General features: G+C 57.1%; 28 protein-coding genes. 8 read left to right on the top strand and 20 right to left on the bottom strand.

Features of this window, described 5'->3' with window-relative positions; translation table 11 throughout:
• Nucleotides 1-192: 192 nt before the first annotated feature.
• Nucleotides 193-1,584 carry an aminotransferase family protein gene (locus ACR0DU_RS14060; protein ID WP_319546420.1) on the bottom strand — a complete coding sequence of 464 codons (1,392 nt, stop codon included), beginning with the start codon at nt 1,582-1,584 and terminating at the stop codon, nt 193-195.
• Between the two features lie 219 nt (nt 1,585-1,803).
• Here ACR0DU_RS14060 and ACR0DU_RS14055 point away from each other — a divergent pair, with 219 nt between their 5' ends.
• The gene (locus ACR0DU_RS14055) at nt 1,804-3,432 is read left to right on the top strand and encodes an acyl-CoA synthetase (RefSeq protein WP_480875411.1); all 1,629 of its coding nucleotides are present in this window, start codon (nt 1,804-1,806) and stop codon (nt 3,430-3,432) included.
• Here the strand turns inward: ACR0DU_RS14055 and ACR0DU_RS14050 are convergent.
• From ACR0DU_RS14050 to hmgA, 9 genes are all read right to left on the bottom strand, one after another.
• On the bottom strand, nt 3,429-3,761 hold the full coding sequence (locus ACR0DU_RS14050; protein ID WP_480875410.1) for a DOPA 4,5-dioxygenase family protein: 333 nt from the start codon (nt 3,759-3,761) through the stop codon (nt 3,429-3,431). The two genes, ACR0DU_RS14055 and ACR0DU_RS14050, sit on opposite strands and share 4 nt — an antisense overlap.
• 88 nt (nt 3,762-3,849) lie before the next feature.
• On the bottom strand, nt 3,850-4,488 hold the full coding sequence (maiA, locus tag ACR0DU_RS14045) for a maleylacetoacetate isomerase (protein WP_480875409.1): 639 nt from the start codon (nt 4,486-4,488) through the stop codon (nt 3,850-3,852).
• Nucleotides 4,489-4,495: 7 nt separating this feature from the next.
• Entirely contained in the window at nt 4,496-5,038 is a 543-nt protein-coding gene (locus ACR0DU_RS14040) for a VOC family protein (protein ID WP_010437557.1), read from the bottom strand.
• Between the two features lie 5 nt (nt 5,039-5,043).
• The gene (locus ACR0DU_RS14035; RefSeq protein ID WP_010437558.1) at nt 5,044-5,241 is read right to left on the bottom strand and encodes a DUF2783 domain-containing protein; all 198 of its coding nucleotides are present in this window, start codon (nt 5,239-5,241) and stop codon (nt 5,044-5,046) included.
• Between the two features lie 5 nt (nt 5,242-5,246).
• Nucleotides 5,247-6,857: an FAD-dependent oxidoreductase gene (locus ACR0DU_RS14030; protein WP_480875408.1), complete on the bottom strand. Its 1,611-nt coding sequence runs from the start codon at nt 6,855-6,857 to the stop codon at nt 5,247-5,249.
• A gap of 134 nt (nt 6,858-6,991) precedes the next feature.
• On the bottom strand, nt 6,992-7,942 hold the full coding sequence (locus ACR0DU_RS14025) for an MBL fold metallo-hydrolase (RefSeq protein ID WP_480875406.1): 951 nt from the start codon (nt 7,940-7,942) through the stop codon (nt 6,992-6,994).
• A 3-nt stretch (nt 7,943-7,945) separates the two neighbouring features.
• Nucleotides 7,946-8,302 carry a VOC family protein gene (locus ACR0DU_RS14020; protein ID WP_480875405.1) on the bottom strand — a complete coding sequence of 119 codons (357 nt, stop codon included), beginning with the start codon at nt 8,300-8,302 and terminating at the stop codon, nt 7,946-7,948.
• A gap of 3 nt (nt 8,303-8,305) precedes the next feature.
• Complete coding sequence (fahA, locus tag ACR0DU_RS14015) at nt 8,306-9,562, bottom strand: fumarylacetoacetase (protein ID WP_480875402.1); 1,257 nt, start codon at nt 9,560-9,562, stop codon at nt 8,306-8,308.
• A 66-nt stretch (nt 9,563-9,628) separates the two neighbouring features.
• Nucleotides 9,629-10,984 carry a homogentisate 1,2-dioxygenase gene (hmgA, locus tag ACR0DU_RS14010; protein WP_480875401.1) on the bottom strand — a complete coding sequence of 452 codons (1,356 nt, stop codon included), beginning with the start codon at nt 10,982-10,984 and terminating at the stop codon, nt 9,629-9,631.
• 58 nt (nt 10,985-11,042) lie between these two features.
• On the opposite strand from hmgA, the gene ACR0DU_RS14005 reads away from it, so the two are divergent.
• From ACR0DU_RS14005 to ACR0DU_RS13995, 3 genes are all read left to right on the top strand, one after another.
• Nucleotides 11,043-11,495 (top strand): MarR family winged helix-turn-helix transcriptional regulator, encoded by a 453-nt coding sequence (locus ACR0DU_RS14005; RefSeq protein ID WP_480875399.1) that lies wholly within the window; start codon nt 11,043-11,045, stop codon nt 11,493-11,495.
• A gap of 62 nt (nt 11,496-11,557) precedes the next feature.
• Nucleotides 11,558-12,793 carry an adenylate/guanylate cyclase domain-containing protein gene (locus ACR0DU_RS14000; RefSeq protein ID WP_480875398.1) on the top strand — a complete coding sequence of 412 codons (1,236 nt, stop codon included), beginning with the start codon at nt 11,558-11,560 and terminating at the stop codon, nt 12,791-12,793.
• A 194-nt stretch (nt 12,794-12,987) separates the two neighbouring features.
• Entirely contained in the window at nt 12,988-13,701 is a 714-nt protein-coding gene (locus tag ACR0DU_RS13995) for a DNA/RNA non-specific endonuclease (RefSeq protein ID WP_170475731.1), read from the top strand.
• On the opposite strand, the gene ACR0DU_RS13990 is transcribed toward ACR0DU_RS13995, so the two are convergent.
• Entirely contained in the window at nt 13,698-14,507 is an 810-nt protein-coding gene (locus ACR0DU_RS13990) for a division plane positioning ATPase MipZ (RefSeq protein ID WP_010437571.1), read from the bottom strand. The genes ACR0DU_RS13995 and ACR0DU_RS13990 overlap by 4 nt on opposite strands.
• Nucleotides 14,508-14,724: 217 nt before the next feature.
• Between ACR0DU_RS13990 and ACR0DU_RS13985 the strand changes: the two genes are divergently transcribed.
• The 3 genes from ACR0DU_RS13985 to ACR0DU_RS13975 all read left to right on the top strand — a co-directional run bounded on the left by ACR0DU_RS13985 (nt 14,725) and on the right by ACR0DU_RS13975 (nt 19,511).
• Nucleotides 14,725-15,612, top strand: a complete 888-nt coding sequence (locus tag ACR0DU_RS13985; protein WP_480875396.1) for an AEC family transporter — start codon at nt 14,725-14,727, stop codon at nt 15,610-15,612.
• A 129-nt stretch (nt 15,613-15,741) separates the two neighbouring features.
• On the top strand, nt 15,742-17,328 hold the full coding sequence (locus ACR0DU_RS13980; protein WP_480875394.1) for an MFS transporter: 1,587 nt from the start codon (nt 15,742-15,744) through the stop codon (nt 17,326-17,328).
• A gap of 230 nt (nt 17,329-17,558) precedes the next feature.
• On the top strand, nt 17,559-19,511 hold the full coding sequence (locus tag ACR0DU_RS13975; RefSeq protein ID WP_480875391.1) for a cellulase family glycosylhydrolase: 1,953 nt from the start codon (nt 17,559-17,561) through the stop codon (nt 19,509-19,511).
• 47 nt (nt 19,512-19,558) lie between these two features.
• On the opposite strand, the gene rpmE is transcribed toward ACR0DU_RS13975, so the two are convergent.
• The 3 genes from rpmE to ACR0DU_RS13960 all read right to left on the bottom strand — a co-directional run bounded on the left by rpmE (nt 19,559) and on the right by ACR0DU_RS13960 (nt 20,511).
• Complete coding sequence (gene rpmE, locus ACR0DU_RS13970; RefSeq protein WP_480875389.1) at nt 19,559-19,780, bottom strand: 50S ribosomal protein L31; 222 nt, start codon at nt 19,778-19,780, stop codon at nt 19,559-19,561.
• An 11-nt stretch (nt 19,781-19,791) separates the two neighbouring features.
• Nucleotides 19,792-20,175 (bottom strand): 50S ribosomal protein L19, encoded by a 384-nt coding sequence (rplS, locus tag ACR0DU_RS13965; protein WP_039541573.1) that lies wholly within the window; start codon nt 20,173-20,175, stop codon nt 19,792-19,794.
• A 162-nt stretch (nt 20,176-20,337) separates the two neighbouring features.
• The gene (locus ACR0DU_RS13960) at nt 20,338-20,511 is read right to left on the bottom strand and encodes a hypothetical protein (RefSeq protein ID WP_319546435.1); all 174 of its coding nucleotides are present in this window, start codon (nt 20,509-20,511) and stop codon (nt 20,338-20,340) included.
• A gap of 45 nt (nt 20,512-20,556) precedes the next feature.
• Between ACR0DU_RS13960 and ACR0DU_RS13955 the strand changes: the two genes are divergently transcribed.
• The gene (locus ACR0DU_RS13955; protein ID WP_480875386.1) at nt 20,557-21,357 is read left to right on the top strand and encodes a glycoside hydrolase family 25 protein; all 801 of its coding nucleotides are present in this window, start codon (nt 20,557-20,559) and stop codon (nt 21,355-21,357) included.
• Nucleotides 21,358-21,359: 2 nt separating this feature from the next.
• On the opposite strand, the gene trmD is transcribed toward ACR0DU_RS13955, so the two are convergent.
• The 6 genes from trmD to rpsP are packed head-to-tail and all read right to left on the bottom strand — an operon-like array spanning nt 21,360 to nt 24,657.
• Nucleotides 21,360-22,163 carry a tRNA (guanosine(37)-N1)-methyltransferase TrmD gene (trmD, locus tag ACR0DU_RS13950; RefSeq protein WP_480717337.1) on the bottom strand — a complete coding sequence of 268 codons (804 nt, stop codon included), beginning with the start codon at nt 22,161-22,163 and terminating at the stop codon, nt 21,360-21,362.
• A complete protein-coding gene (locus tag ACR0DU_RS13945) occupies nt 22,160-22,975 on the bottom strand; it encodes a hypothetical protein (RefSeq protein WP_480875383.1) in 816 nt (271 codons plus the stop codon). The genes trmD and ACR0DU_RS13945 overlap by 4 nt, the downstream gene beginning before the upstream one ends.
• Entirely contained in the window at nt 22,975-23,478 is a 504-nt protein-coding gene (rimM, locus tag ACR0DU_RS13940; RefSeq protein ID WP_010437587.1) for a ribosome maturation factor RimM, read from the bottom strand. Before rimM ends, ACR0DU_RS13945 begins: the two co-directional genes overlap by 1 nt.
• Nucleotides 23,471-23,617 carry a hypothetical protein gene (locus ACR0DU_RS13935; protein ID WP_170392664.1) on the bottom strand — a complete coding sequence of 49 codons (147 nt, stop codon included), beginning with the start codon at nt 23,615-23,617 and terminating at the stop codon, nt 23,471-23,473. Before ACR0DU_RS13935 ends, rimM begins: the two co-directional genes overlap by 8 nt.
• A 2-nt stretch (nt 23,618-23,619) precedes the next feature.
• Nucleotides 23,620-24,255, bottom strand: coding sequence for a 5,6-dimethylbenzimidazole synthase (gene bluB / locus ACR0DU_RS13930; RefSeq protein WP_480875380.1), 636 nt, complete (start codon nt 24,253-24,255; stop codon nt 23,620-23,622).
• A gap of 12 nt (nt 24,256-24,267) precedes the next feature.
• Nucleotides 24,268-24,657: a 30S ribosomal protein S16 gene (rpsP, locus tag ACR0DU_RS13925; RefSeq protein ID WP_010437590.1), complete on the bottom strand. Its 390-nt coding sequence runs from the start codon at nt 24,655-24,657 to the stop codon at nt 24,268-24,270.
• Nucleotides 24,658-24,662: the final 5 nt, after the last annotated feature.

Genomic DNA, 24,662 nt, shown 5'->3' with positions numbered 1-24,662 from the left:
TGGTCTGACGACAGTTTCAGTTGGGATTGAAGCGCTCAATCAACACTACCGGAAACCGTATTGGCTAAATCGAGAATAGTGTCGATGCTCTACACCGACCCGAGCGGCCTTTACCCATGGAGATGTCCGAAAAAGAAACCCGCCAAAATTTGGCGGGTTTCGGTGCTATAGTGGATAGCCTGTATTGTAGGATCAGCCGAAGACACGCCCCAACGCGCCGTCTACGGCATCGGTGATATGGTCGATATCGTCCGCTGTTGCGATCAGCGCTGGCGAGAAGCACAGCGTGTTGTTGCGGCTGGGGATCGAACGGTTGGTAACACCGATGATAACGCCCTGCGCCATACAGTCAGCCACGACGGCCTGTGCCTGCTTTTCGTCCACCGGCTCTTTGGAACCGCGATCCGCGACCAGTTCGGCACCCAGGAACAGGCCTTTGCCACGCACGTCGCCGATAACCTTGTGCTTTTCCATCAGTGCCTGCAGGTTGCCCATCATGCGATCACCCATGTCGATGCAGTTCTGCAGCAGGTTTTCGTCTTGAATGATGCGCATGTTCTCAACCGCCGCAGCCGGACCGGCGGTGCAGCCGCCAAAGGTCGAGATATCGCGGAAATAGCTCATCGGGTCTGACGCGTCGTCCTTGAACATGTCAAAGACTTCCTCGGTGGTTACCATGCAGGCAATCGCGGCATAACCCGAGGCAACGCCCTTGGCCATGGTCACGAAGTCCGGCTTGATGCCGTATTGCTGGTATCCGAACCAAGTGCCGGTCCGGCCAACGCCGCAGACAACCTCGTCAATGTGCAGCAGCACGTCGTATTTCTTGCAGATTTCCTGCACGCGGGGCCAATAGCCTTCGGGCGCTTCGATGACGCCACCGCCTGCGGTCACCGGCTCAAGGCACAGGGCGCCAACGGTGTCGGGGCCTTCGCGCAGGATGACCTCTTCGATCTGATTGGCAGCCCATTCGCCAAAGTTCTCTTCCGGCGCGCCATCCAACTCGTGCTTGCGGTATTCCATGCAATGCGGAACGCGCACAAAATCGGGTGCGAAGGGGCCGTATTGCGCGGTGCGCTCGTCCTGACCACCTGCCGACATGGTTGCCAGGGTCGAGCCGTGGTAGTCGCGGTCGCGATACAGGATTTTGGTCTTCTTGCCGCCGTACTTCTTGTGCGCGATCTGGCGGATCATTTTGAACGCCTTCTCGTTCGCCTCGGAGCCCGAATTCGTGTAGTACACGCGGCTCATGCCCGGCATCTTGTCGATCAGCATTTCCGCGAAATTCGAACCGGGGATCGAGCCTGCGGTATTGGCGAAATAGCACAGCTTCATCAACTGGTCATAAACCGCCTTACAGATGGATTCGCGGCCATAGCCAACGTTGACAGTCCAGACCCCGCCAGAGACAGCATCCAGATGCTCCTTGCCCTTCTGGTCCCAAACGCGCATCCCCTTGCCTTCGACAATGATACGGGGGTCATTGGTCTCAAATGGCTTATGCTGGATCAGGTGATGCCAGATGTGGGCGCGGTCAGCTTCGACAACGCGGGAAAGATCGTTTTCGTTGAACGTGCCGTCCATGACATGTCCTTTCAAAATAGGGCGCACGGGAATCAGAGCATCCCTGTGGGCGCAAAGTGACGTGATACTGCAGATCAACGCGAATGGGACGCGTGAAGTAGGGCCAGATTAGCCCATAGAATATCTCCAGTGTACCAGAATCGCGTATTAATACGGGTTTGTTCTGGCGCAAACTTTGTGCTCAATACGCCAATCTGTCGAGTTTGGGAGGATCGCCGGATGACAGCCACGCCAATCTACCAGCAACATCTGGATAAAACCCCTGCGAATTTCACGCCCCTGTCTCCGCTCAGCTATCTTGAGCGGACGGCGGAAGTGTATCCGGATTACCCATCCGTGGTGTATGGCGAGCGCCGGTATCGCTGGGCTGATACCTATGAGCGCAGCCGGCGACTGGCCAGCGCGCTGACAGCGCGTGGCGTGGGTGTGGGAGACTCGGTGTCGATCATCGCGGCCAATATTCCCGAGCTTTACGAGGCGCATTTTGGCGTGCCCATGGCGGGCGCAGTGCTGAACGCGATCAACACGCGGCTCGATGCGCCGATCATCGCCTTTATTCTGAACCATGCCGAAGCCAAGGTTCTGCTGGTTGATCCCGAGTTCTCAGGCTTTGTGAAGCAGGCGTTAGGGCAGGTGGATCATGACATTCTGGTGATCGATATCGAAGATGCCAGCTTTGACGGTGGTGAACGGTTGGGCGATTTGACCTATGAGGGGCTGCTGGCCGAGGGCGATCCGGAGTTCGATTGGTCTTTGCCCGCAGATGAATGGGACGCGATCACGCTGAACTATACGTCCGGTACAACCGGAAACCCTAAGGGTGTGGTTTATCACCACCGAGGCGCGGCACTGAACGCGACGTCGAATATTCTAACCTGGGGTATGCCGCAGCATTCGGTCTATTTGTGGACCCTTCCGATGTTTCACTGCAACGGCTGGTGCTTCCCGTGGACGATGGCAGCCAACGCCGGCACGTCCGTTTGCTTGCGCGCCGTGCGCGACGAACCCATCTATCGCGCGTTCCGAGAAGAGGGCGTAACCCACTTTTGCGGCGCGCCGATTGTGCTGAACATGCTGGCCAACGCGCCGGATCACCTCAAGGATTTCACGCAGCAGATCAGGGCGATGACAGCTGGTGCTCCGCCGCCTGCCAGAGTGATCGAAGCGATGGAAGGGATGGGGGTCGAGGTTACCCATGTCTATGGCCTGACTGAGACCTATGGCCCGTCTGTCGTCTGTGCATGGAAGGACGAATGGAACGAGAAGGGCGCAGAAGACCGCGCTGCGCTGAAGGTGCGTCAGGGGGTGAAATACGTCGCCCTGTCCGGCCTGATGGTGGCTGACCCCGAGACGATGGAGCCCGTGCCTTCGGATGGCGAAACCATGGGTGAGATCTTCATGCAGGGCAATATTGTCATGAAGGGCTATCTCAAGAACGCTGAGGCGACGGACAAGGCCTTCAAAGGTGGGTGGTTTGCCTCGGGCGATCTGGGGGTGATGCATCCGGATGGCTACATCGCGCTGAAGGATCGGTCCAAGGACATCATCATCTCAGGCGGCGAGAACATCTCGTCGGTTGAGGTTGAAGACACGCTTTACAAACATCCCGCCGTAATGGAGGCGGCGGTGGTGGCCCGCCCGGATGAAAAATGGGGTGAAACGCCTTGCGCATTTGTTGAATTGAAACCGCAGGCAGAGGCGAATGAGGCGGATATCATCACTTTCTGCCGGGATCATATGGCCCACTTCAAAGCGCCCAAGACGGTTGTTTTCGGGGTGTTGCCGAAAACGTCGACGGGGAAAATTCAGAAGTTCATCTTGCGCGACCGGGCGCGGGAGCTGGGTTAATCGAAGATCGACAGATCAAGATCCAGCATTTCGCCCATCCAAATGGCGCGATCCCGGTGATCGGCCAAGTGATCGCCGGTTTCTGGATGGGTAAAGATGGTCAGCCCTTTCCGGTTCAGGATCAGCCAGGGAAAGACCTGATCAAAGGCTTCGGCGGGAAAGCCCAGCTGGCAACTCCATCGCGGATGCGGGCCAACATTGCGCGCATGCATGCGGCCCATCTGCACAGTGGGAAACAGACGCGCAGCCTCCTCGCAGACCTGCTGCGCCGTGTCCTGCGTGTCGGCGTCGAAATAGATATGGGCGTGGTAGCCGGTGATCTTGGGCATGGGGGTCTCCATCTGTCGTTGCACAGAAACCTAAGGACGGCGCGAGGATTTGTGCACCCGCATCGCCACACCGACCCTGTGCGCCGGATCAGAGCGGAGCGTGAAGGTCGGGATGGGCTGCGGCAAAGGCAGAATGCTCGGCGCAGACGGCCTCGACTGCTGTCAGGCGTGGCATATCGGATAGATCAACTTCCCACCGGCGCGCATTATAAAGCTGTGGGATCAGGCAGATATCGGCCAGACCGGGGATGTCTCCGGCGCAGAACGGGGATTGATCAAAGCCGCTCAGCAGCGATTCAAACGCCAGCAGACCCGGTCGGATGAAGTGGCGCATCCAGTCGCCGGGCATGTCGCCAGCGCCATTGCTAAGCGCGGTGGCATGTTTGGCAACCGACAGGTTGCAGACCGGATGGATGTCCACCGCGATACTGTGTGCCAATGCCCGCGCGGCTGCTCGTTGGGCCGGATCGGTTGGCAGTAGCCCCAGGTCGCGGGTCTCATCCAGATAATCGATGATCGCCAGCGATTGGGTCAACCGAACCCCATCGATATCCAGCACCGGGACCAGACCCTGCGGGTTTCGTTCCAAATGATCCGGGGCGCGATGCGCCCCGTTCACCAGATCCACGACGACCGGGTGGTAGGTGATCCCAGCCAGGTTCAGTGCAATCCGCACCCTGTAACTGGCGGAGGACCGCCAGTAATCAAACAGAACCACTTCGGACATATGATGGTCAGCCTTTGCTTAGTTCCTTGGCATGCAGCCAGTCGGCATGCTGAGGGGCTCGTTTGGTGCGCGACCATTCTTCGAGCATATCCCATTTCACCGAATCCAGCCGGGCCAGCATGGCCTCTTCCTCAGGGTCGGGGCAAGCTAGTTCAACCCGATGGCCGTTTGGATCGAAGAAATAGATCGAATGGAAGATCGAATGATCCGTGACACCCAGAACCTCGACGCCGTTGGCTTCGAGATGATCCTTGAACGCGATCAGCTCATCGCGGTCCTTCACCTTGAACGCGATGTGTTGCACCCAAATTGGCGTGTTTGGATCGCGCCCCATCTCCGGCTTGGTGGGCAGTTCAAAAAACGCCAGCACGTTGCCGTTTCCAGCATCCAGAAACAGGTGCATGTAAGGATCGGGCTCGTGGGTCGAGGGCACATGGTCTTCGGCAATCGCCAGAATGAAGTCCATGTTCAGCATCTTGCCGTACCATTCCACCGTCTCTTTAGCATCCTTGCAGCGATAGGCGACGTGGTGAATTTGATCGATTTTCATGAGGCTTACTCCTGTTTTAGCGCTGCGGCCTCAAGCGCCTGCTTCAAGATTGCATTGTCGCCAATGTGGTTCGCCAGTACCAGCACGAGGCGTGCGTTGAACGCATCGCTTTCGGATTTCTCAAGCCCTTCATGGGCCGCCACCAGATCGGCATAGAAATCGTCGGCCTGGGTCAGGTTGGGTGAGAGGATCAGTTCGGCCATGTCGCTTACTCCTTGCCTGTGGCGCGGCGCACCGCGTGCCGGAATGCGTTTTCTTCGTAAGTGTCGCGGCGGGCGGCCACGTGCTGATCGGGTCGGATCAGATAGACCGCTCCGGTAGCATCGCCCAGATAGCGGCGCTTTAGCGTCAGGGTCGGGTCGTCTTTGACCGAGAGTGCCAGGCGTTTGACGGTGATCCCGTCGACCTCGATCTCATCCGGTGCATCGGCGTCGATGGTCAACAGCGTGAACTGTCCGGCCAGTTTCGGCAGCAGGAAGTCATCACCCAAAGGCGCATCGGGACAGGACGCTCCGGGGCGCGTCTGCGATGGTCCGTTCAGCGCATCCGCCGAATTCAGTGGCGAGCCATCATAGACGCAAGGCACGCTGAGCCGACCTGAATTCACCATCGGTCGGGCAAAATCATAATGTTCACTCAGGTCCAATACCGCATCGCGCAGGATGCGGGACATCTGCGATTTCGGGGTGATGAAATCGGTCGAACGGGTCGAGTTCAGGATGTTTTCGTCCGCACCGTGAATGCGTTCCTGATCGTAGCTGTCCAGCAGCGACTCTGGCGCTTTGCCGTCAATCACCAGTTTCAGCTTCCAGCACAGGTTGTCGGTGTCCTGAACGCCAGAGTTTGCACCCCGTGCCCCAAACGGGCTGACCTGATGCGCGCTGTCGCCTGCAAAGATCACGCGGCCGTGGCGGAATTGCTCCATCCGGCGGCACTGGAAGGTGTAGATGCTGACCCATTCCAGTTCGAAATTTACATCCTCGCCCAGCATGGCCTTGAGGCGTGGGATCACGTTCTCCGGGCGTTTTTCGCGTTCCTTGTCGATGTCCCAGCCCAGCTGCAGGTCGATGCGCCAGACGCCATCGGGTTGCTTGTGCAGCAGCGCCGATTGGCCTTTGTTGAAGGGCGGGTCGAACCAGAACCAGCGTTCCGAAGGGAAATCGGCCTCCATAATCACATCGGCGATCAGGAAGTTGTCCTCGAACACGCGGCCCACGAAATCCTTGCCCATCATGGCGCGCATCGGAGACCCCGCGCCGTCGCAGGCGATCACCCAATCCGCCTCGATGGTGTACGAACCCTCGGGCGTTTCGACCTCAAGCTTGACGTGATCGGGATGGGTGCCCACCGCCTCGACTTTGTTGCGGCCGCGGATTTCGATCGGAGCGCCCTGCGCTTGCAATTCGCGCACGCGGTCGACCAGAAACTGCTCGAAATAGTATTGCTGAAGGTTGATGAAGGCAGGGCGCTGATCGCCGCTGTCGGGCTGCAGGTCGAACTCATAGACCTGACGTTCGTCGAAGAACACTTTGCCCTTGTTCCAAAGAACGCCCTTGTCCACCATCGGCTGCCCGCAGCCCAGGCGGTCGAGGATTTCCAGCGGGCGTTTGGCAAAGCAAATGGCGCGGCTGCCGAAGCTGACTTTGTCATTGTCGTCCAGCACCAGCACCTCGACGCCTTGCTGGGCCAGATCAATGGCGGCGGCCAGACCCACCGGACCGGCCCCGACAACGATGACCTTGTGGTGCACGGGCGCGGGCGCGGATTGGTCCGGGCTGGCCTCATAAGCATAAAGTGGAACTTCAAAGATCTTGTTCACTCTCTCTCTCCCATTTCTGGCGCATCGGGCGCACCTCGTCCGTTCTCCTGCACAGTTGCGCCGGAGGTCTCGCGTTAGAGTTTCACCGTCAAATCCGGGCCGCCACGATCTGGATCAAATCCGGCCCGGAATTCTTAGCTCTGCAGGGCCTCCCACATCTCCAGATCGCGCTGGGCGGTCCAGATACGGGGTGTGTCGATGCCGCGTGCCTCGTCATAGGCGCGGGCGACGTTGAAGGGCAGGCAGTGTTCGTAGATCGCGTAGTCGGCGAATTTCGGATCGCATTCGGCGCGCACGGCGTCCCATGCTTCTTTCAGGCTGCCACCCCGTGCGGCCACTTTGGCCGCCGGTCGATAGGTGCTTTCGACGAAATCGCGGGTGTTTTCGATGGCCGCATTGACCATGTCCTTACCGACCAGAGCGTCCCCACGCCCCGGAGCGATGGCGTCCACGTCAAACCACTTGATCTCATCCAGCGTGTCGCCCCAATCGCCAAAATGCCCGTCGCCGCAATAGCAGGCCGAGTGGTATTCGACGATATCACCGGTGAACATGACATTCTGATCGGGCACGTGGATGACGATATCGCCAGCGGTATGCGCACGGCCCAGATGCATCAGGTCGATCCGGCGGTTGCCCAGATAAACCGTCATTGTGTCGCTGAAGGTGGTGGTGGGCCACGTGAGGCCGGGGATGCTCTCATGCCCTTCAAACAGGCGGGGGAAGCGTTGGAATTCGCTGTCCCAGTCTTCCTGACCGCGTTCAACAACCATGGCGCGTGCCATATCCGACATCAGGATCTGTTGCGCACCAAACGCGCTGGCGCCGAGCACACGAACTGCGTGGTAATGCGTCAGCGCCACATGGGTGATCGGCTTGTCCGTGACCGAGCGCACGCATTCGATCACCTTGTTGGCCAGACGCGGGGTGGCCTGCGCCTCGACAATCATCACGCTGTCATCGCCGATGATCACGCCAGAATTGGGATCGCCTTCAGCGGTGAAGGCATACAGCCCTTCGCCCACCTCGGTGAAGCTGATTTTCTTTTCCGACATGTCCCCCTGGGACGCGAATGCCTTGGCCATTTCTCAATCCTTTTGCAAAAACTCGAGCCGGTTTCCGAAAGGGTCTTCGGTGAAAAACCGGCGGCGGTCATTTAGTGTTGTGTCCCAGCGCAATTTCTGACCGTAACTTTCGATCTGAGCGGCGATCGCCTCCAGATCATCGACGGCGAAACCCGGATGGGCTTTGCGGGCTGGTGAGAAGTCTTTCTCGACACCCAAGTGAAGTTCGCACTGACCCAGCGCCAGCCAGAGGCCACCACGCGCGCGCAGGGCTTCGGGCTTTTGCAATTCGTTCAACCCCAATGCATCACGCAAGAAAATCTGCGCGGTGGATTCGCCACCTTCGGGGATCGCAATCTGGATATGGTCGAGTCGAGACATCAATCAGCGCGCATAAGGGTCGCTTAACGCAGGCAGCACAGTGCCCACGCAATCGCCGAAGCCGATGGTGTAGCCGTCGCCCTTGGCCGCGCCGGTCAGAGTCATGGTGTCACCATCTTCGATAAAACTGCGGGTTTCACCGGTGTCCAGTGTCAGCGGTTCTTTTCCACCCCAGCTGAGTTCCAGCAATGAGCCGCGTTCCGGTTTGGTCGGGCCCGAGATGGTGCCGGATCCCAGTAGGTCGCCTGTGTTCATAGGGCAGCCAGACGTCGAGTGATGCGCCAACTGCTGCGCTGCTGAGTAATACATCTCGCGGTAATTGGTCCGCGCGATGGTCGTGGCATCTTTGCCTTCGGGGGCCATGGTCACGGCCAGATCAATGTCATACAGCATCGGACCGCAATCTTTCAGGTGATCCAACAGGGCAAACTCACGATCCGGGGTGTCGCAGCGGAACGGTTCCAGCGCCGCTTTGGTCACGATCCACGGGCTGATCGAGGTCGCCGTCGCCTTGGCCTGAAACGGCCCCAGCGGCTGGTATTCCCAAGCCTGTATATCGCGCGCGGACCAGTCATTCAGCAGGACGTATCCAAAGATGTTGTCGTCGGCCTCCTGCACCGAGATCGGGCTGTCAGAGGGTGTGCCGACGATAGCGCCCATCTCAAGCTCGATATCAAAGCGGCGGCAGGGCAGGAAGGCGGGCAGGTCCTGATCGGGGGATTTCAGTTGACCCCAAGGGCGACGGATATCGGTGCCCGAAACAACCACCGAAGAGGCGCGACCATTATAGCCGATGGGGATGTGTAGCCAGTTCGGTGGCAGCGCATTTTCAGCGCCGCGGAACATGGTGCCAACGTTCTGGGCGTGATGGCGTCCCGCGTAGAAGTCGGTGTATTCACTGACGGCAAAGGGCATATGCATATCGGCCTCGTCCTGCGGGATCAGCATGCCTTCGATCTTGTGCTGCGCGTCTGAGCCTTCGGCCAGCAGAGCGATCAGGCGGTCGCGCAAGGCGGCCCATACGGCAGGGCCTTCCTCCATCAGCGGATTCCAAAACGGAAGATCAAAGAGCGGCTCGTCCGAGAGTGCGATCAGCCCATCGACCTCGGCGGCGGTGACGTCGAAGATCATATCACCGATAGCCACCCCACAGCGGGGCTCGGTACTTTCTGTCGAGAACACGCCATAGGGCAGGTTGTTCAGTGGAAATGGGTGATCGGCGGAATTCGCCGATGAGACCCAGGATTTAACTAAAGGCATCTTGTCTCCAAACCTTTGTTCGCGGCCAAGATTTTTCGACGAAAAATCTTAGGTCTTGAGCGGTACTTACTTCTTGCCCGGCGTCCCATCGAATTTCTTTTCGATGTCGCTCCAGCAATCGATGTAATCGTCCTGCAGCGGGGCCTCGGTTGCGGCAAAACCGGTCAGGTGCTGTGGGAAGCGGGTTTCGAACATGAAAGACATGGTGTTTTCCAACTTATCCGGGCCGAGGTTCGAATTCGACGCCTTTTCAAAAGCTTCCTTGTCGGGCCCGTGTGGGATCATCATGTTATGCAGGCTCATGCCGCCCGGGATGAACCCTTGCGGTTTGGCGTCGTACTGACCGTAGATGTTGCCCATCAGTTCGGACATGATGTTTTTATGATACCAGGGTGGGCGGAACGTGTCTTCCATAACCATCCAGCGCTCGCGGAACAGAACAAAGTCGATATTGGCCGTGCCCGGCTGACCTGAGGGTGCGGTGAGGACGGTAAAGATCGACGGATCGGGATGGTCGAACAGGATCGCGCCGACCGGGCAATAGGTGCTCAGATCGTATTTGTAAGGCGTGTAATTGCCATGCCATGCAACCACATCCAGCGGGCTGTGACCGATCTTGGTGGTGTGGAACTGCCCGCACCATTTGATCGTCACGGTCGAAGGCACCTCGCGATCCTCAAACGCTGCCACCGGAGCTTTGAAGTCGCGTGGGTTCGCCATGCAGTTGGCCCCGATCGGTCCGCGCCCGGGTAGTTCGAACTTCTGTCCGTAATTCTCGCAAACGAAACCGCGCGCGGGGCCTTCCAGCACTTCGACGCGATAGAGCAGCCCACGTGGGATAATCGCGATCTCCTTCGGCTCCAGATCGATGATACCCATTTCGGTGGCAAATCGAAGCCGACCCTCCTGCGGGACGACTAGCAATTCTGAATCTGCCGAGAAAAAGTACTCGTCCACCATCGATTCTGTGACCAGATATATGTGGCTCGCCATTCCGACTTGGGTATTCACGTCCCCGGCCGTGGTCATGGTGCGCATGCCGGTCAGCCAGGTCAGGCCTTCATCCGAATGTGGCACTGGATCCCAGCGGTATTGGCCCAGAGAGATCACGTCCGGATCAACGCAGGGCGCTGATTTCCAGAAAGGCAGGTCGATTTTCACATATCGATGCGAATGCTTCACCGAAGGCCGGATGCGATAGCACCACGTGCGTTCAGGCGGGTTGGCAGTGAAGGCGGTGCCGCTCAGTTGTTCACCATATAACCCATAGTTACATTTCTGCGGGCTGTTCATGCCCTGCGGCAGCGCGCCGGGCAGGGCCTCGGTCTCAAAGTCATTGCCAAAGCCGGGCATATAGCCGGGATGGGTCCCGACAGGGGTGCTGGCCTGGGTCATCTTATGCGGATCGGTGGGGCGATTCATCGGGCGCTCCTTCAAGTTGCTGCTTGTCGGATAATAGTTGATTTTGTAACTAACAAGGATGAGACAACAGAATAATGACGAAAAAGATGAGTTTGATTTGCGAAATTTCCTGCCATTCCTGTTGAATCAGGCAGCGGAGGAGAGCTCGCTCGAATTTCAGCGCGTCTACAAGAATCGATATGGGATGTTGCGTACCGAATGGCGGGTGCTGTTTCACCTTGGGAATTATGGTGAGATGACGGCCAAGGAAATCGGCTTGCGCGCGAAGATCCATAAGACCAAAGTCAGCCGCGCTGTGCGCAAGCTTGAACAGCGCCGATATCTGAAACGGACGCGGGACGAAAACGACCGCAGAGTTGAAAGACTGACGCTGACAACCTCTGGCCAGAGTGTGTATCGTGAGCTACGCGGAATTGCGCGCGATTATGACGCTAAGCTTGCAGCCCATTTTACGACCGGCGAAGCCGCACTGCTGCGCATGATGCTGCGACGCCTAGCTGGAATGGAATAGCACTCTGGTAATCTGGGATCATGATCCCCAGATCAACGTCATAACAAACACAGGACTGTGAAATGACCAAGCCGGAGTCCCCAACGGCAAAATCCCATGATTTGATCAATTGGCTTGTTGCTCGCGGTCTGGAAGGGGCCGACAAAGAAGAGCTGCTGGACGGTTACTGCAACCAGCTGCTCGAACTTGGCGTGCCTTTGATGCGGTTCCACGCGGCGCAACCGGCATTGCATCCGGTCTACGGTGGCACTGGATACAGCTGGTATCAGGATCGGGGCGGTGATTTCCAAACTTTCGAATACTCCGAGGAGCCCAGCGAGGTTTGGACCAAAAGCCCGCTCTACGTCATTCTGAACGAGGACGTCGATGCGATCCGCGAACGTCTGATCGATCAGAATGAGCCCAGTAGATTTCCATTGCTGAATGAATTGCGGGAAAACGGTGCCACGGACTATTACGCGACTGGTATTAGCTTTGACGTGCCCAGCCAAACCAACCCGCACGATGCAAAAATGTCTATTGATGGCGTGCTGATGTCCTGGGCCAGCAACGCGCCCGAAGGGTTCGGGGACGATGATCTGGAAGTGATCGAAACTGCGCTGCCGCACTTGGGTTTGGCCTTGAAGTCGGCCTCGAATGCGCGGGTGTCTAAGGACTTGATGCGGGTTTACCTGGGACGTGATGCCGGGCGGCGGGTCCTGTCCGGCGAAATCCGACGGGGGTCTTTGCAGCAAATCGATGCAGTGATCTGGAATTTCGATCTCGAAGGTTTCACCAGCCTGTCGGAAGAACTTCCGGGGATTGAAGTCATTGACATGTTGAATGACTACCTCGCTGCGGTGGTGGATGTGGTTCATCAATGTGATGGCAATATCCTGAAATTTATGGGCGACGGGGTTATGGCGATGTTTGATGTGGGCGAAATTGATGCCGACGCCCGTGCCGCTCTGGCTGCCGCGACAATGCTTCAGGAGCGTATGGCCGAGCTGAACACCCTGCGCAAAGAGCGTGGGCAGCCCGTTTCGAACTATACGCTGGCCCTGCATGCGGGTGAGATTCTTTATGGCAATATCGGTGCCGACAGCCGTCTTGATTTTACTGTCATCGGCCCGACCGTGAACCAGACATCCCGTATCGCCGGGATGCATCGTTCGTTGGGGCAACGAATATTGATCTCGGATGATGTGGCCCGTGCGGCTCAGCCTTGCGATCAGGAACTGATCTCAGTTGGGCGCTATATGCTGCGAGGCGTGGCAGAGCCGAAAGAGCTGTTTACGGTCTACCATGCAGCGAACTAGATCGTGATAGGCGATAAAATATCCCGGGTGTAGGCGTCCGATGCGGAGTTGGTTGACGTAGGGGCAACCGAAAATCTATCATTGTACCGGAACGGAGCTTTTCTTCAGTTCTTGATACAACATTGAACTATTGCAATTTAGAAAAATGCAACTCTTTAGTTTTGGTATTGATCAGTTGGGAACCTGTACGAGTGATGGCACTAAAAATTCCAAAATTCTCAGTGGATTATGCCCCGAGCGATAAGGTTTATGGTGGCAGAGCCGCGACCGCTACTCTTACATCGACCTGCCTAAATCGAGGGCAGAGTGCAAGCAAAAGCGATTGTGTGATCGTTGATGAATTCAATACAAACTGGAATGTGCGCGACTTCATCAAGATTTCAGATGTTACCGCCGCTGTTTCCAGCCTTGATGTCAAAAAGATCGAACGAATGCGATCGGTCGATTCCATACTCAAAGAGCTCAAGCTCACCGGTATACTTGAACTTGCGGATTACGCGGAACTGAACTCGCAGCGGTGGGTTCGTGGCCACTTATTAGCGCAAAAACTGGGTGGGTCTGGAAAATCCGAAAACTTGGTGCCGCTGGATCGCAACAAAAATGCTGTTATGGAGAAGTTTGAAACCTCTTTATACAATTTTTTCAAAGCCGCAAAAAACGCTGAGAAAATGTCGGCTAGTAAACACTATGTTCGTGTTGAGCTGAAAATCAAAGCCGAAGGCAATATGTCACCCTGGTTCAGCAATTGTTCTGATAGAGTAAAAAGAAAGTTAAGAAAACTCCCAGAGAAAATCACCTACAAGATTAAGACAGAGTACGTTGAAGCGAGCACGGGCAAAGCTCAATCAGCCCCGCCCAACAAGAACTACCCTAGACCTTTGAAGGCTCCACCACCGTTGAGCCTCTAAAAATCGATCTCAACCCCCGGCAGGTTCAATTCTTTCATCATGTCGCGCAATTCCTGCCGCGCGGCGATGTTCGAGATATTGAGCTGTTTGACGCCAATATCCTTGAGGTCCAGCAGGGTCAGCCCGCGCGGAAAAAGTTCGCGAAAGATAACCCGTTCAGAGAAACCAGATGCCACCCGGAAACCGATGCGCTGCGACAGCATCTCGATGGCGCGTTGCATCTTTTCCTTATTGACCATGCGCTGCGTCCCGACCCGGTTACGCACCACCACCCAGTCGATCGGTTTCAAGCCGGCCTGAGCACGCAATTGGCGCGCGTTCCAAACCATTTCGGAATAGACCGACGGGCCAAGGATTTTCTCACCCTTGGAATCGATCCGCGCCAGCAGGTCGAAATCGATGAAACTGTCGTTCAGCGGCGTAACCAGCGTATCGGCCAGCGAATGGGCCACCTGGCTGAGGCGCGTATGCGATCCGGGGCAATCGATCAGGATAAAATCGCTGTCACTTTCCAGCTCTGCGACGGCAGCCGACAGGCGGTGGTCATATATATTCTCGCCGGGTTTCAGCGCGCTGGCGTCAATCTCGGGCAGGTCGTGATGGCGCGGACTGGGCAGAGACAGGTCCGAGCCGTTGAGAAAGTTCAGGCGATTCTCGAAATACCGGCCCAGACTGCGCTGCCGCAAGTCGAGATCAAGCGTGCTGACTTTATGCCCCAGTCGGGCCAGGGCAGTGGCAACATGCATTGACACGGTCGATTTACCTGCGCCGCCTTTTTCGTTCCCGACCACGATGATATGTGCCATGCCTGTATTCCCAAGTCCCGCCGTGTTTATCTACACGTTGTGGCAGCCACTATATGTTGTGTGAGCTTGGAAGGGAAGAACCTCGGGCCGTCCCGAGTAGCTTTATCAGGCTCTATTTTGGAAAAACGCGTGATGGGTTGGGTTTAGGGTAACTCCTTGCCAAACAGACGCCCGTATTTCACTGTCGGGATCGAGGAATTGTGATTAAGGACAGCAATTGGACCATCTGTTTTTGAACGTCCTGAACGTGGTTCTGCCCGTCCTGATTTGTGCTGGAATCGGTTATTGTTTGGCACTAATCCGTGCTCCGTTCGACAATAAGGTCATTGGTGGAATCGTATCGAGGGTCGGGTATCCAACCCTGATCATCTCGCACTTGTCGACCACCAAAATCGCGGTCGGCACGTTTCTTGACGTGATGACAGCCGCCGCTTTGGCGATCGCAGGATTTGGAGTGTTGGGGTTTGTCGCGCTCAAGCTGATGCGGTTGCCAGCGCGGGCGTTTTTAACGCCGCTTATGCACGGCAATGTCGGCAATATCGGTCTTCCCATAACCTTACTGGCGTTGGGGGATGCCGGCATGGCTTATACGATGGGATTTGTGGTTGTTGTGCTGATCAGTATTTTCACGATCGGTATGTGGATTCCGGCTGGGGAGTTCTCACCCAGAAAACTTGCTACATCTCCGATCATCTACGCGGTAGCGCTGTCTCTGGTGCTGATGGCCACGGGCTATAGCCTTCCGCAACCGGTTGCCAAATCCTTTGACATACTGGGAGGCCTCTCGATTCCGCTGATGCTGCTGACGTTGGGGCACACGCTTGCGACGCTGCGGATCATAAGCCTTGGGCGCGCTGTATTGCTGACTGCGTTGCACCTGGTGATGGCCGTGGTGATTGCAAGCGCGCTGGTCTGGGCTTTCGGCTTTACGGAGGCCGAGCGGGGGGCGGTGATCCTGTGCTGCCTGATGCCGTCTTCCGTCGCAACCTACCTATTCATTGATCAACATGTACCGGAATACGGGCCCGACGTGGCTGGGTTCATTCTGGTTTCAACCCTGACCACGATTTTGGTGTTGCCGGTGGCACTGTCTTACTGGGTCTGAAGTGGGCAAAGCTCGCCTTGCGGAAAAACTATACGCACCAACGAAAAATCGTTTAATAATAGGAACAACACAGCGCTAAGCTATGCGCCACGAAGACCAGCAGGCTATTCCTGAACGAGGAGTACACAGATGCCAGCAAGCGTCACTGATGACAATTCAGGCTCGGGTGGGGTGCGCCTGGTTCTCATAATGACGGCGCTGTGCATGATGGTAGTTGGGTTCAATTCGACCGCCGTTGCGACGATCCTGCCCAACCTGAAAACCGAATTTGATCTGTCACCATCCAGCCTGCAATGGGTGATGGCAATCTATACGGTGGTGAGCGCCACACTTGTTACCATCGTTAGCCGGCTGGGTGATATTACCGGCAAGCTCGGCGTATTCTTTGCCGGGATGATTGTGTTTGCCCTTGGCTCTGCCCTCGTGCTGCTTTCGCAGGATGCTGCCATGTTGTTGATAGGCCGAGGGGCTCAGGGCGCAGGGGCTGCGGCGTTGTTTGGCACCTCTCTGTCATTGTTGACGGCGGCGACGCCAGAAGATCAGCGGGCCAGCGTAACCGGCGCCTGGGGTGCGATCGTTGGGTTGGCGATCGGTGTGGGTCCGATCTTGGGCGGCGCGTTCGCGCATTACCTCAGTTGGCGGGGCGTGTTTGCCACCGATCTGGCGCTGCTGCTGGTTGCATTTCTGGTCGGGTTACGGGTGAGCAAGGAACATTATGTACCTGACACGCGCCTTGCTGGTGCGAAGTTTGATATGGCTGGTGCCGTTGCTTTGGTCCTTCTGCTCGGTCCGCTGTCCTTCGCTCTTAGCAATGGCGAAAGCCAGGGCTGGACCTCCAGTTCGACACTTATCCCGCTCTGCGTTTCAGCGATTGCGGTGATTGCGTTGATTATCACCTCGCGCCGAAGCGCAGACCCTCTGATCGAGCTACGTTATTTCCGTCATCCCCGCTATTTCATGGCAGCGGCGGGGATGTTCATCACCGGCTTCGCGCTGTTTAGCTTCTTTGTCTATTTCAACGTGTTTGTGCAGTCGCCCGATGCATTTGGCTTATCGGCCGTCGGTGCAGGTGTGGCGATCCTGCCGTTGAGCCTCAGCATGTTCGTTGTGTCCGTGATCGCGCCGCGCTTTCTGGCACCCTATAGCTTCCAATGGCCCGTGATACTTGGCATGGGTTTCATGGCCTGTGGTTTCCTGCTGTTGACCACGACGACGAACACAACCGGCATGGGCGGGATCTGGTGGAAGCTGCTGATCATAGGGACCGGGCTTGGCATCGGGTTTTCATTGCTGCCTCGTCTCGGGCTGCGTTTGTTGCCAGAAGAGCATATGGGGCAGGGCTCGGGTGTGGTGAACGCGTTCCTCTATTTTGGTGCGACCCTTGGTGCCGTGGTCGGTGGGCTGGCCGAGGCGATCACCACCCGTCGGGGTCTGTCCGAAGTGATCGCCACATTACCCGCTGGATCAGAGCAACGGGCAGATCTGGCTCATGCGTTGACCCATGGTACAGCCAGTCAGGTACAGCAGCTTATCGCTGGGCTTGATCCGGATACTGGCGCGACACTGGCACGTGCTCTGCGTGATCTTCAGGATGATGCTTTTGACAGTGTGATGCTGATCGCTGCCGGTGTCGCACTGGCTGGGATGCTGCTGGCATTGCTGCTGCTCAGAGGGCCCGTTCCGCCTGTGCATAGCGCGGTGAACCTGACCCGATAGCGCACGGTTTCAAGTGCGATTCTGGGTTTGGGGCTTACTTCATGCTCTGAGTTGAGCATAGCGAAAACACAACTGGTACGTCCGGGAGCACAACTTTTGTGAATAGCGGCTACCGGAACTGAGGTTATGATGTGGTTGTATTGGTATTGGAAAAGTTAATGAGTCTATTTGGTATCACGAAACGGTTTCTGTATGTCCTTTTATCACTGTGTACCTTGCCCGTATGCACTTTGGCACAAGAATCCTCGGCTTCGGACAAATGGCCAATAGATAGGGTGCTGTCCTATGCACCGACTCCTGACCTGAGTTGGCTCAATCATAAACCTGCCGGGTTTCACGGAAAAATTCTAGCGCAAGACGGTGCATTGGTGTTTGAGGATGGGACGCCAGTCCGTTTTTGGGGCGTTAATCTACAGGCATATGCGTTATTTCACACCAACCTGAATTCAGTCGAACTGCATGCCCAAAGGATGGCGCGGTTGGGGGTTAACCTTGTCAGAATTCACCACCACGATTCTCATTGGGTGGGTCCTAACGTCTTCGGATCAGATCCCTCTGATACGCTTAACCTCGACCCAGCGTCGATGCAAAAGCTTGACGCTTGGATTGCAGCGCTAAAGCGGCAAGGAATTTACGTATGGCTTGATCTCCATGTAGGTCGAAGGTTTACGCCGCAGGACGGAATTTCCGGGTTCGATGAGATTGCTGGGGATGACGATATCGCCGATGTCAGAGGCTTTAACTACATCTCGCCCAGCATTGAGGCGCGAATGGTCGAATTCCAGAACGCCTATTTGCGTCACGAAAATTCTTTGACGGGTCTTACGTATGCCGAGGACCCGGCAGTCGTCGCTGTGATGTTGACGAACGAAAACGACCTTACACATCACTTCGGCAACGCTCTCCTCCCGAATAAGAATGTACCTATGCATAGTGAACTATTCATCGCTCTGGCAGATGAATTTGCGCGCGGCAACGGGCTTGATCCCAATGAAACCTGGCGGACATGGGAGTACGGCGACTCGAAGATTTTTCTGAACGATCTTGAACGCCGTTTTAACGAACAACTGATCCCCGCTGTTCGCGACACTGGATTTGAAGGTCTGATCTCGACAACGAGCCTTTGGGGCGGGATGACAATCGCGGGTCTGCCATCGCTGACCGTTGGGTCCATAATCGACGCGCATAGTTATGGAGCAGTTGGTGAAATCGGTTTTGACCCGCGCCAACAGAGTGGTTTTTTGGAATGGATCGCGATCGCGCAGGTCGAAGGTATGCCGCTTAGCGTTTCAGAGTGGAACATTGGGGAATTTCCCGCAGAAGATAGGTTCATCACGCCGCTCCGTGTTGCGACGAGCGCAGCGCATCAAGGCTGGGATGCCATGATGATTTATGGCTACTCACAGCAATCTCTGAACCGATCAACATCGCCAAACAATTGGAGTATGGCCGAAGATCCCGGGATGATATGGATGATGCCCGCCGCAGCCCTTCTGTTCCGGGAAGGCCATGTCAAGCAAGCCGAGAATACGTACGCGATTTGCTTGGATGAGGACACGTTCTTTGGCCGTCCTGTGTCTCCGGAAACATCAGTTGCCATACGGACAGTGTTTGAACAAAGCAGGTTGGTAACATGTATGCCCGAGACTCGTGCATTGCCGTGGCTCGCGGCGACCAAATTGAACCGCGACGAATACGGCCCGCTTGATCTCGACAGATCATATTTGGCAGAGGATGCCACTGTTGTTGCCGCAGATACGGGCGAGTTTCAGCGCGACTTTGGCAATGCCCGGTTCACGGTGGACACGGGAAAGAGTCAGATCGCGGCAGGCTTTTTCCATGACGAGGTAATTACGACCAGAAATGTTGTATTCGACATCACGACACCCATGGCGGCGGTGGCAGTTCAAAGTCTGGATGGCAATGACATTGCACAATCGCGTCAGATTTTGATTTCGATTTCAGGGCGAAGTGTTCCTTTCGAACCTCAATCAGCTGCCTTCCGGGTCGAACCGGTCACGGGTATTTTGCAGATTACCGCCTCCGCTGACCTCAAACTGAGGTCCGTTGATCCGGGTCGGGTTCTTCCTCCAAAGGCGCATCATTATGAAAATGGCAGGCACATAGTTGACCTGACAGAGCTAAATGGTGCGCGCTGGCTTTATCTTGATCTGTTGCAATAAAAAAGACCGCCCCAAGGGACGGTCTTTTGAATTCGAGCGGTTTGGGATTAGAAGCCCAGACCTTCGTATTTCTTCTTGAACTTCGACACGCGGCCGCCAGCGTCCAACAGGCGCGACGAGCCACCAGTCCATGCGGGGTGCACGGAGGGGTCGATTTCCAAGGCCAGCTGGTCGCCTTTGGCACCCCAGGTGGATTTCATCTGGACCACGGTGCCATCGGTCATTTTGACGTCGATGACGTGATAATCGGGATGGATGTCTTTTTTCATCTTTCCGTTCCTTACGCTTCGGCGCCAGCCTTGGGCTTGTAGTTGGTGACCTCTGCGATACGTGCGGATTTACCGCGACGGGTGCGCAGATAGTACAGTTTGGCGCGACGGACGCGGCCACGGCGGACAACGGTGATGCTGTCGATGTTGGTCGAATGCAGCGGGAACACACGCTCCACGCCTTCGCCAAACGAAATCTTACGGACGGTGAACGAACCGGCGATGCCGCTGCCACCTTTGCGCGCGATGCAGACGCCTTCGTAATTCTGCACACGGGTACGCGACCCTTCGGTCACTTTAAAGCCGACACGGATGGTGTCACCGGCTTTGAAATCGGGGATGTCTTTCCCCAGGGCGGCAATTTGTTCCGCCTCAAGCTGTGCGATTAGGTCCATCGCAGTTACTCCTATCTGCTCGTGGTTGGTCCACGAAGTTTGGGCACGGGCTGAGAGCTCTTGGTCTTCACCGGGTCCTGCGTACAGCCCGCCAGAGGTCAGATCGAATGTTCCTTTTGGTCCGGTCCGCCCTGTCGCGCCGGGGCCGAAGAAAGCCGGGCGTCACGTCAGGATGCAAACCAAAACACCGGAGTCGCGTAACGCGGCACCGGATTGCGCTGCTTTAAGGGCTTTGTGTGCAGGGATCAAGCCTAAACTGACACGATTCACTGCGGACGCCGGTGTGTTTTCGCCATCGGTCAAATACATCGTTGCCTTGGCGGCCAGATCAGGCATTCTGGGTTCAATTATCAGAGCAGAAATTTGATACAGGACCAAAAGATGCGCAAAGCACTCCTGCTGGCCGTCATAGCGCTTGCACTCGTCTCATGTGGCCGCCGCGGCCCCCAGCCTCAGGCGGTTGAACCACAGGCCTTTGCGGACACGACTCCGCCTTCGATCATCTATCCCGCGTTTGGTGACGCCGACCCGCATGAATGGGAGGGCCGCCATCCCGGCCATTACCCGGTGCACGGGCTTGATGTATCGCGCTGGCAGGGACCGATTGACTGGCGTACCGCCCAGAAATCCGGTGTCAGTTTCGCATTCATCAAAGCCACCGAGGGCGGAGATTTCACCGACCCGATGTTTGACGAACACCGGCGCGGTGCGCAGGGTGCCGGGGTGCCCTGGGGCGCTTACCACTATTACTATTTCTGCCGCCCGGCTCATGAGCAGGCCCGTTGGTTCATCCAGAACGTGCCCAAAGGGGCCGATCTGCCGCATGTACTGGACATGGAATGGACGCCGCATTCCAAAACCTGCACCCTGCGCCCAGATGGGCGAACCGTCCGGGCCGAGGCAAAAAAATTCCTGGATATTCTGGAACGCCATTATGGGCGCCGCCCGATTGTCTATACAACGGTCGACTTTTACCGCGACACCGACATTGGCCGGTTGCCCAAGACCGAGTTCTGGCTGCGTTCGGTCGCCGGACATCCTCGCAATGTCTACCCACGCGCGATCTGGCGGTTCTGGCAGTATACCGGCACAGGTCTGGTACCGGGGGTTCAGGGCAAGGTCGACATCAACACCTTTAATGGTACGCCCGAGACTTGGGCGCTCTGGAAAGCGACCCGCTAGTCTTAGTCGTTGTCCTTGGATTTCTGATATGCGTCCCAAAGATCGGGCCGCCGTTCGCGGGTGATCTCTTCCGACATCTCATGACGCCAGTCCGCGATGCGACCGTGGTGGCCCGACATCAGAATGTCCGGGATCGGACGGCCTTTCCAGTCGGCAGGGCGGGTGTATTGCGGATGCTCCAACAGGCCGGAGGAGAAGCTTTCCTCCTCAGCCGAAGCCTGATTACCCAGAACGCCAGGGATCAGCCTCACCGTAGCGTCGATCAGGGCTTGCGCCGCGATCTCGCCTCCGGTCATGACGAAATCGCCCAAGGAAACTTCTTGCACGCCGTAATGCTCAAGCACCCGCTCATCGACGCCTTCGAACCGCCCGCACAGCAGGGTCATGCCATCGCAGCGCGCCAGATTCTGCATCATCTGCTGGTCCATCCGTCGCCCGCGTGGGCTTAGGTAGATCAGTGGCCAGTTGCCCCGGATGCCTGCCATTGTGTGCTCGATGGCATTGCCCAGCACATCGGCACGCAGGACCATGCCCGCACCGCCACCTGCAGGGGTGTCATCCACATTGCGATGCTTGCCAACCCCGAACTGGCGCAGGTCGACGGTTTCCAATTGCCACAGACCTTCCTGCAGGGCCTTGCCAGTTAGGCTTTCACCCAGCACTCCCGGAAAGGCCGAAGGGAAAAGGGTGATGATCTTGGCCTTCCACACCCCGTGCAGATCGGGGGTTGGCGTCATCAACTCGCGCGGCTTCAGCGTCGGGCGGATGGCTTTGCGGCCATGGGACTTTCCGGGTTTATCTGTCATTTCGAGCCGATCAGATTATTTTGGACGCGTTGAAACAGAGCTGCCTTTTGTTCGATCAGCGCAGCGTCGTCCAGCTCGGATCGGTTCATCTCTAACATCTGCTGCAAGATATCCTCGGGCAGGCGTGGGTTCGAGCGCGTCGGGCCCACCAGTTCGGCGGCCTTGTCCGGGGGCAAGTCAAGGAATTCGGCAAATGTATTTCCAAGCCCATAGCGCAAGCCCTGCAGGTCCTCCAGCCATTCGGTTCGGACCGAGACCGAAGGCAGGCGATCACGCACTGCTTCAGCCGCGATCTGGGGGGAGGGCACGGGTTCAAGCCGGGCGCGAAACGTCTCAAAATCCTGGATCAGGCGCGATCGTTGCAGATCATGCGCCCAGAGGCTGCGCAGCCAGCTTCCGCGTTGGCGCAACGAGTAGTAGATCGTGATATGCACTTCTTCTCCGGCAAACCGGTCGCGGATCAGGCCGACAAGGCACGAGGCGAGCTCGGGCGCGGCCTCATAGCCCACCGCGACATTGCGGCTGGGGCGCAGGCCAGAGAAATTCTCTTCGCTCAGAACCAGTCCGCGCTTCTGGCCGAATTCCAGTGAATTCAGGAAGTGCCGCATCTGATCCTTGAAATCGCTCATCGCGCCGGGGGTGCCGTAGACGGAATAGCGTGTGGCTGCTTCGGACAGGCCGGTTTTGCGGGTCCGATAGGGCAGGACCAACGCATGGTGCGGCCAGATCAGTGACCGGTTTTCGAACAGAAAGGACTGTGCCGCCGTTGTCCCGGTCTTGTGCAGACCCAGATGCAGCAACACGCGGCGCATTACAGCAGGCCCTCAGGCGGATCGGCGATGATGCGGCCCTTGTCGAGATCAACGGTCGGAACGGATTCGAGTGTAAACGGCAGCAGCACGGTGGCCTTTAAGCCCGGCCCGTGTAGTTCCAACAGATCCGCCGCGCCGTGATTTTGAACCGATTTCACCCGGCCCAGCAGGGTGCCGCCGGTATCATAAACCTCAAGCCCGATTAGATCGGTGTGGTAAAACTCATCATCCGGCAGCGAGGGCAATTGATCGCGCCGCGCATAAAGGCGCAGGCCATTCAGCGCATCCGCTTCTTCCTTGGTCTCAACCCCACCCAACCGGGCGGCAAAACCGTTCTTGATCGCGCGGGTCAGGACCACGGGATAGCGGTCTTTGCCGGTCTCGTCGGTCAGCGGCGAATAGCCCTCGATATCTTCGGGGACGGCGCAGAAGCTTTTCAGCCGCACCTCGCCGCGCACACCGTACGAGCCCGCAATGCTGCCCACGCAGATCAGATCACTCATTTCGACCATCCGTCACACATAGCCCGTCCCGCCATTGCCCGATCACTTCGCACGCCTCGCGCTGGTTCGAGCGCTCGAAGAACACGCCCACAATAAATGCGATCGCCAGCAGGATGGGAAGCCGTAACAATCCGAACATGTCTAGCGTACCTCGATGGGCAAAGTATCATTGCGGCCTTCCCAGCCGACCTGTTCTAATTCAGGCGTATCCGAAAAGCTTTCGGGCAGGCCTATACAAAAATAACCGATCAGCCGCCAATCCGCGGGCACATCCAGATCGCGCGCCATCTGGTCCGGGTCGAGGATCGAGACCCAGCCCAGCCCCAACCCTTCTGCCCGTAAGGCCAGCCAGAACAGGGTGATGGCTGAGACCACAGAATAGCGCCGCATCTCGGGCATAGTACCCGCGCCCAGACCTTGACCTTTGTCGGTGGCATCGTCGCAGAATACGGCCAGCTGCACCGGGGCTTCTTTCATCCCGGACAGTTTCAACTGGCTATACAGTTGCGCCTTTTCGCCGGAATATCCGGTCAGCGCCTGTTCGTTTGCGGTTTGGAAATTCTTCAGCGCCGCGTCACGCGCCGCCTGAGTTTCGACGCGGATCACGCGCCAGGGTTCGCTCAGCCCCACCGAAGGGGCCAGTCGAAACGCGTCGAGGCAGCGCGCAAGCACTGCCTCGTCAATCGCGTCAGTGCGGAACCGGCGCACATCGCGCCGGAGCCGCATCAACAGATCGAACTGCGTGCGAAAATCGTCGGTAAAAGCCTGATCCCGCACGCGCCCGCCTGCTTATTCTTCTGCCGCAGCTTCTTCAGCCGGTGCAGCAGCAGCTTCAGCCGCCTCAGCAGCTTTGGCCGCTTTTTCTTCTGCGCGTTCCTGAGCTTTCTTGCCCGGAGTACCCTTGTTGGGGTTGTTGCGCTCGGCCTTGTCGCGTGCGCCAGCAGCTTCCAGCATGCGTGCGATCCGGTCGGTGGGCTGTGCGCCCTGATCTAGCCAGTACTGGATGCGCTCCATGTTCATTTTCACGCGCTCTTCGCTGTCTTTCGGCAGCAGCGGGTTGTAGGTGCCCAGTTTTTCGATGAAACGGCCATCGCGCGGCATACGGCTGTCAGCCGCAACAATGCGATAGAAGGGACGTTTTTTCGAGCCGCCGCGGGCGAGACGAATTTTCATTGCCATGGTGG

Source organism: Ruegeria sp. G2, assembly GCF_056533505.1.
The sequence above is the reverse complement of the archived record's forward strand: the minus strand, read 5'-3'. Positions and strand labels throughout refer to the sequence as shown.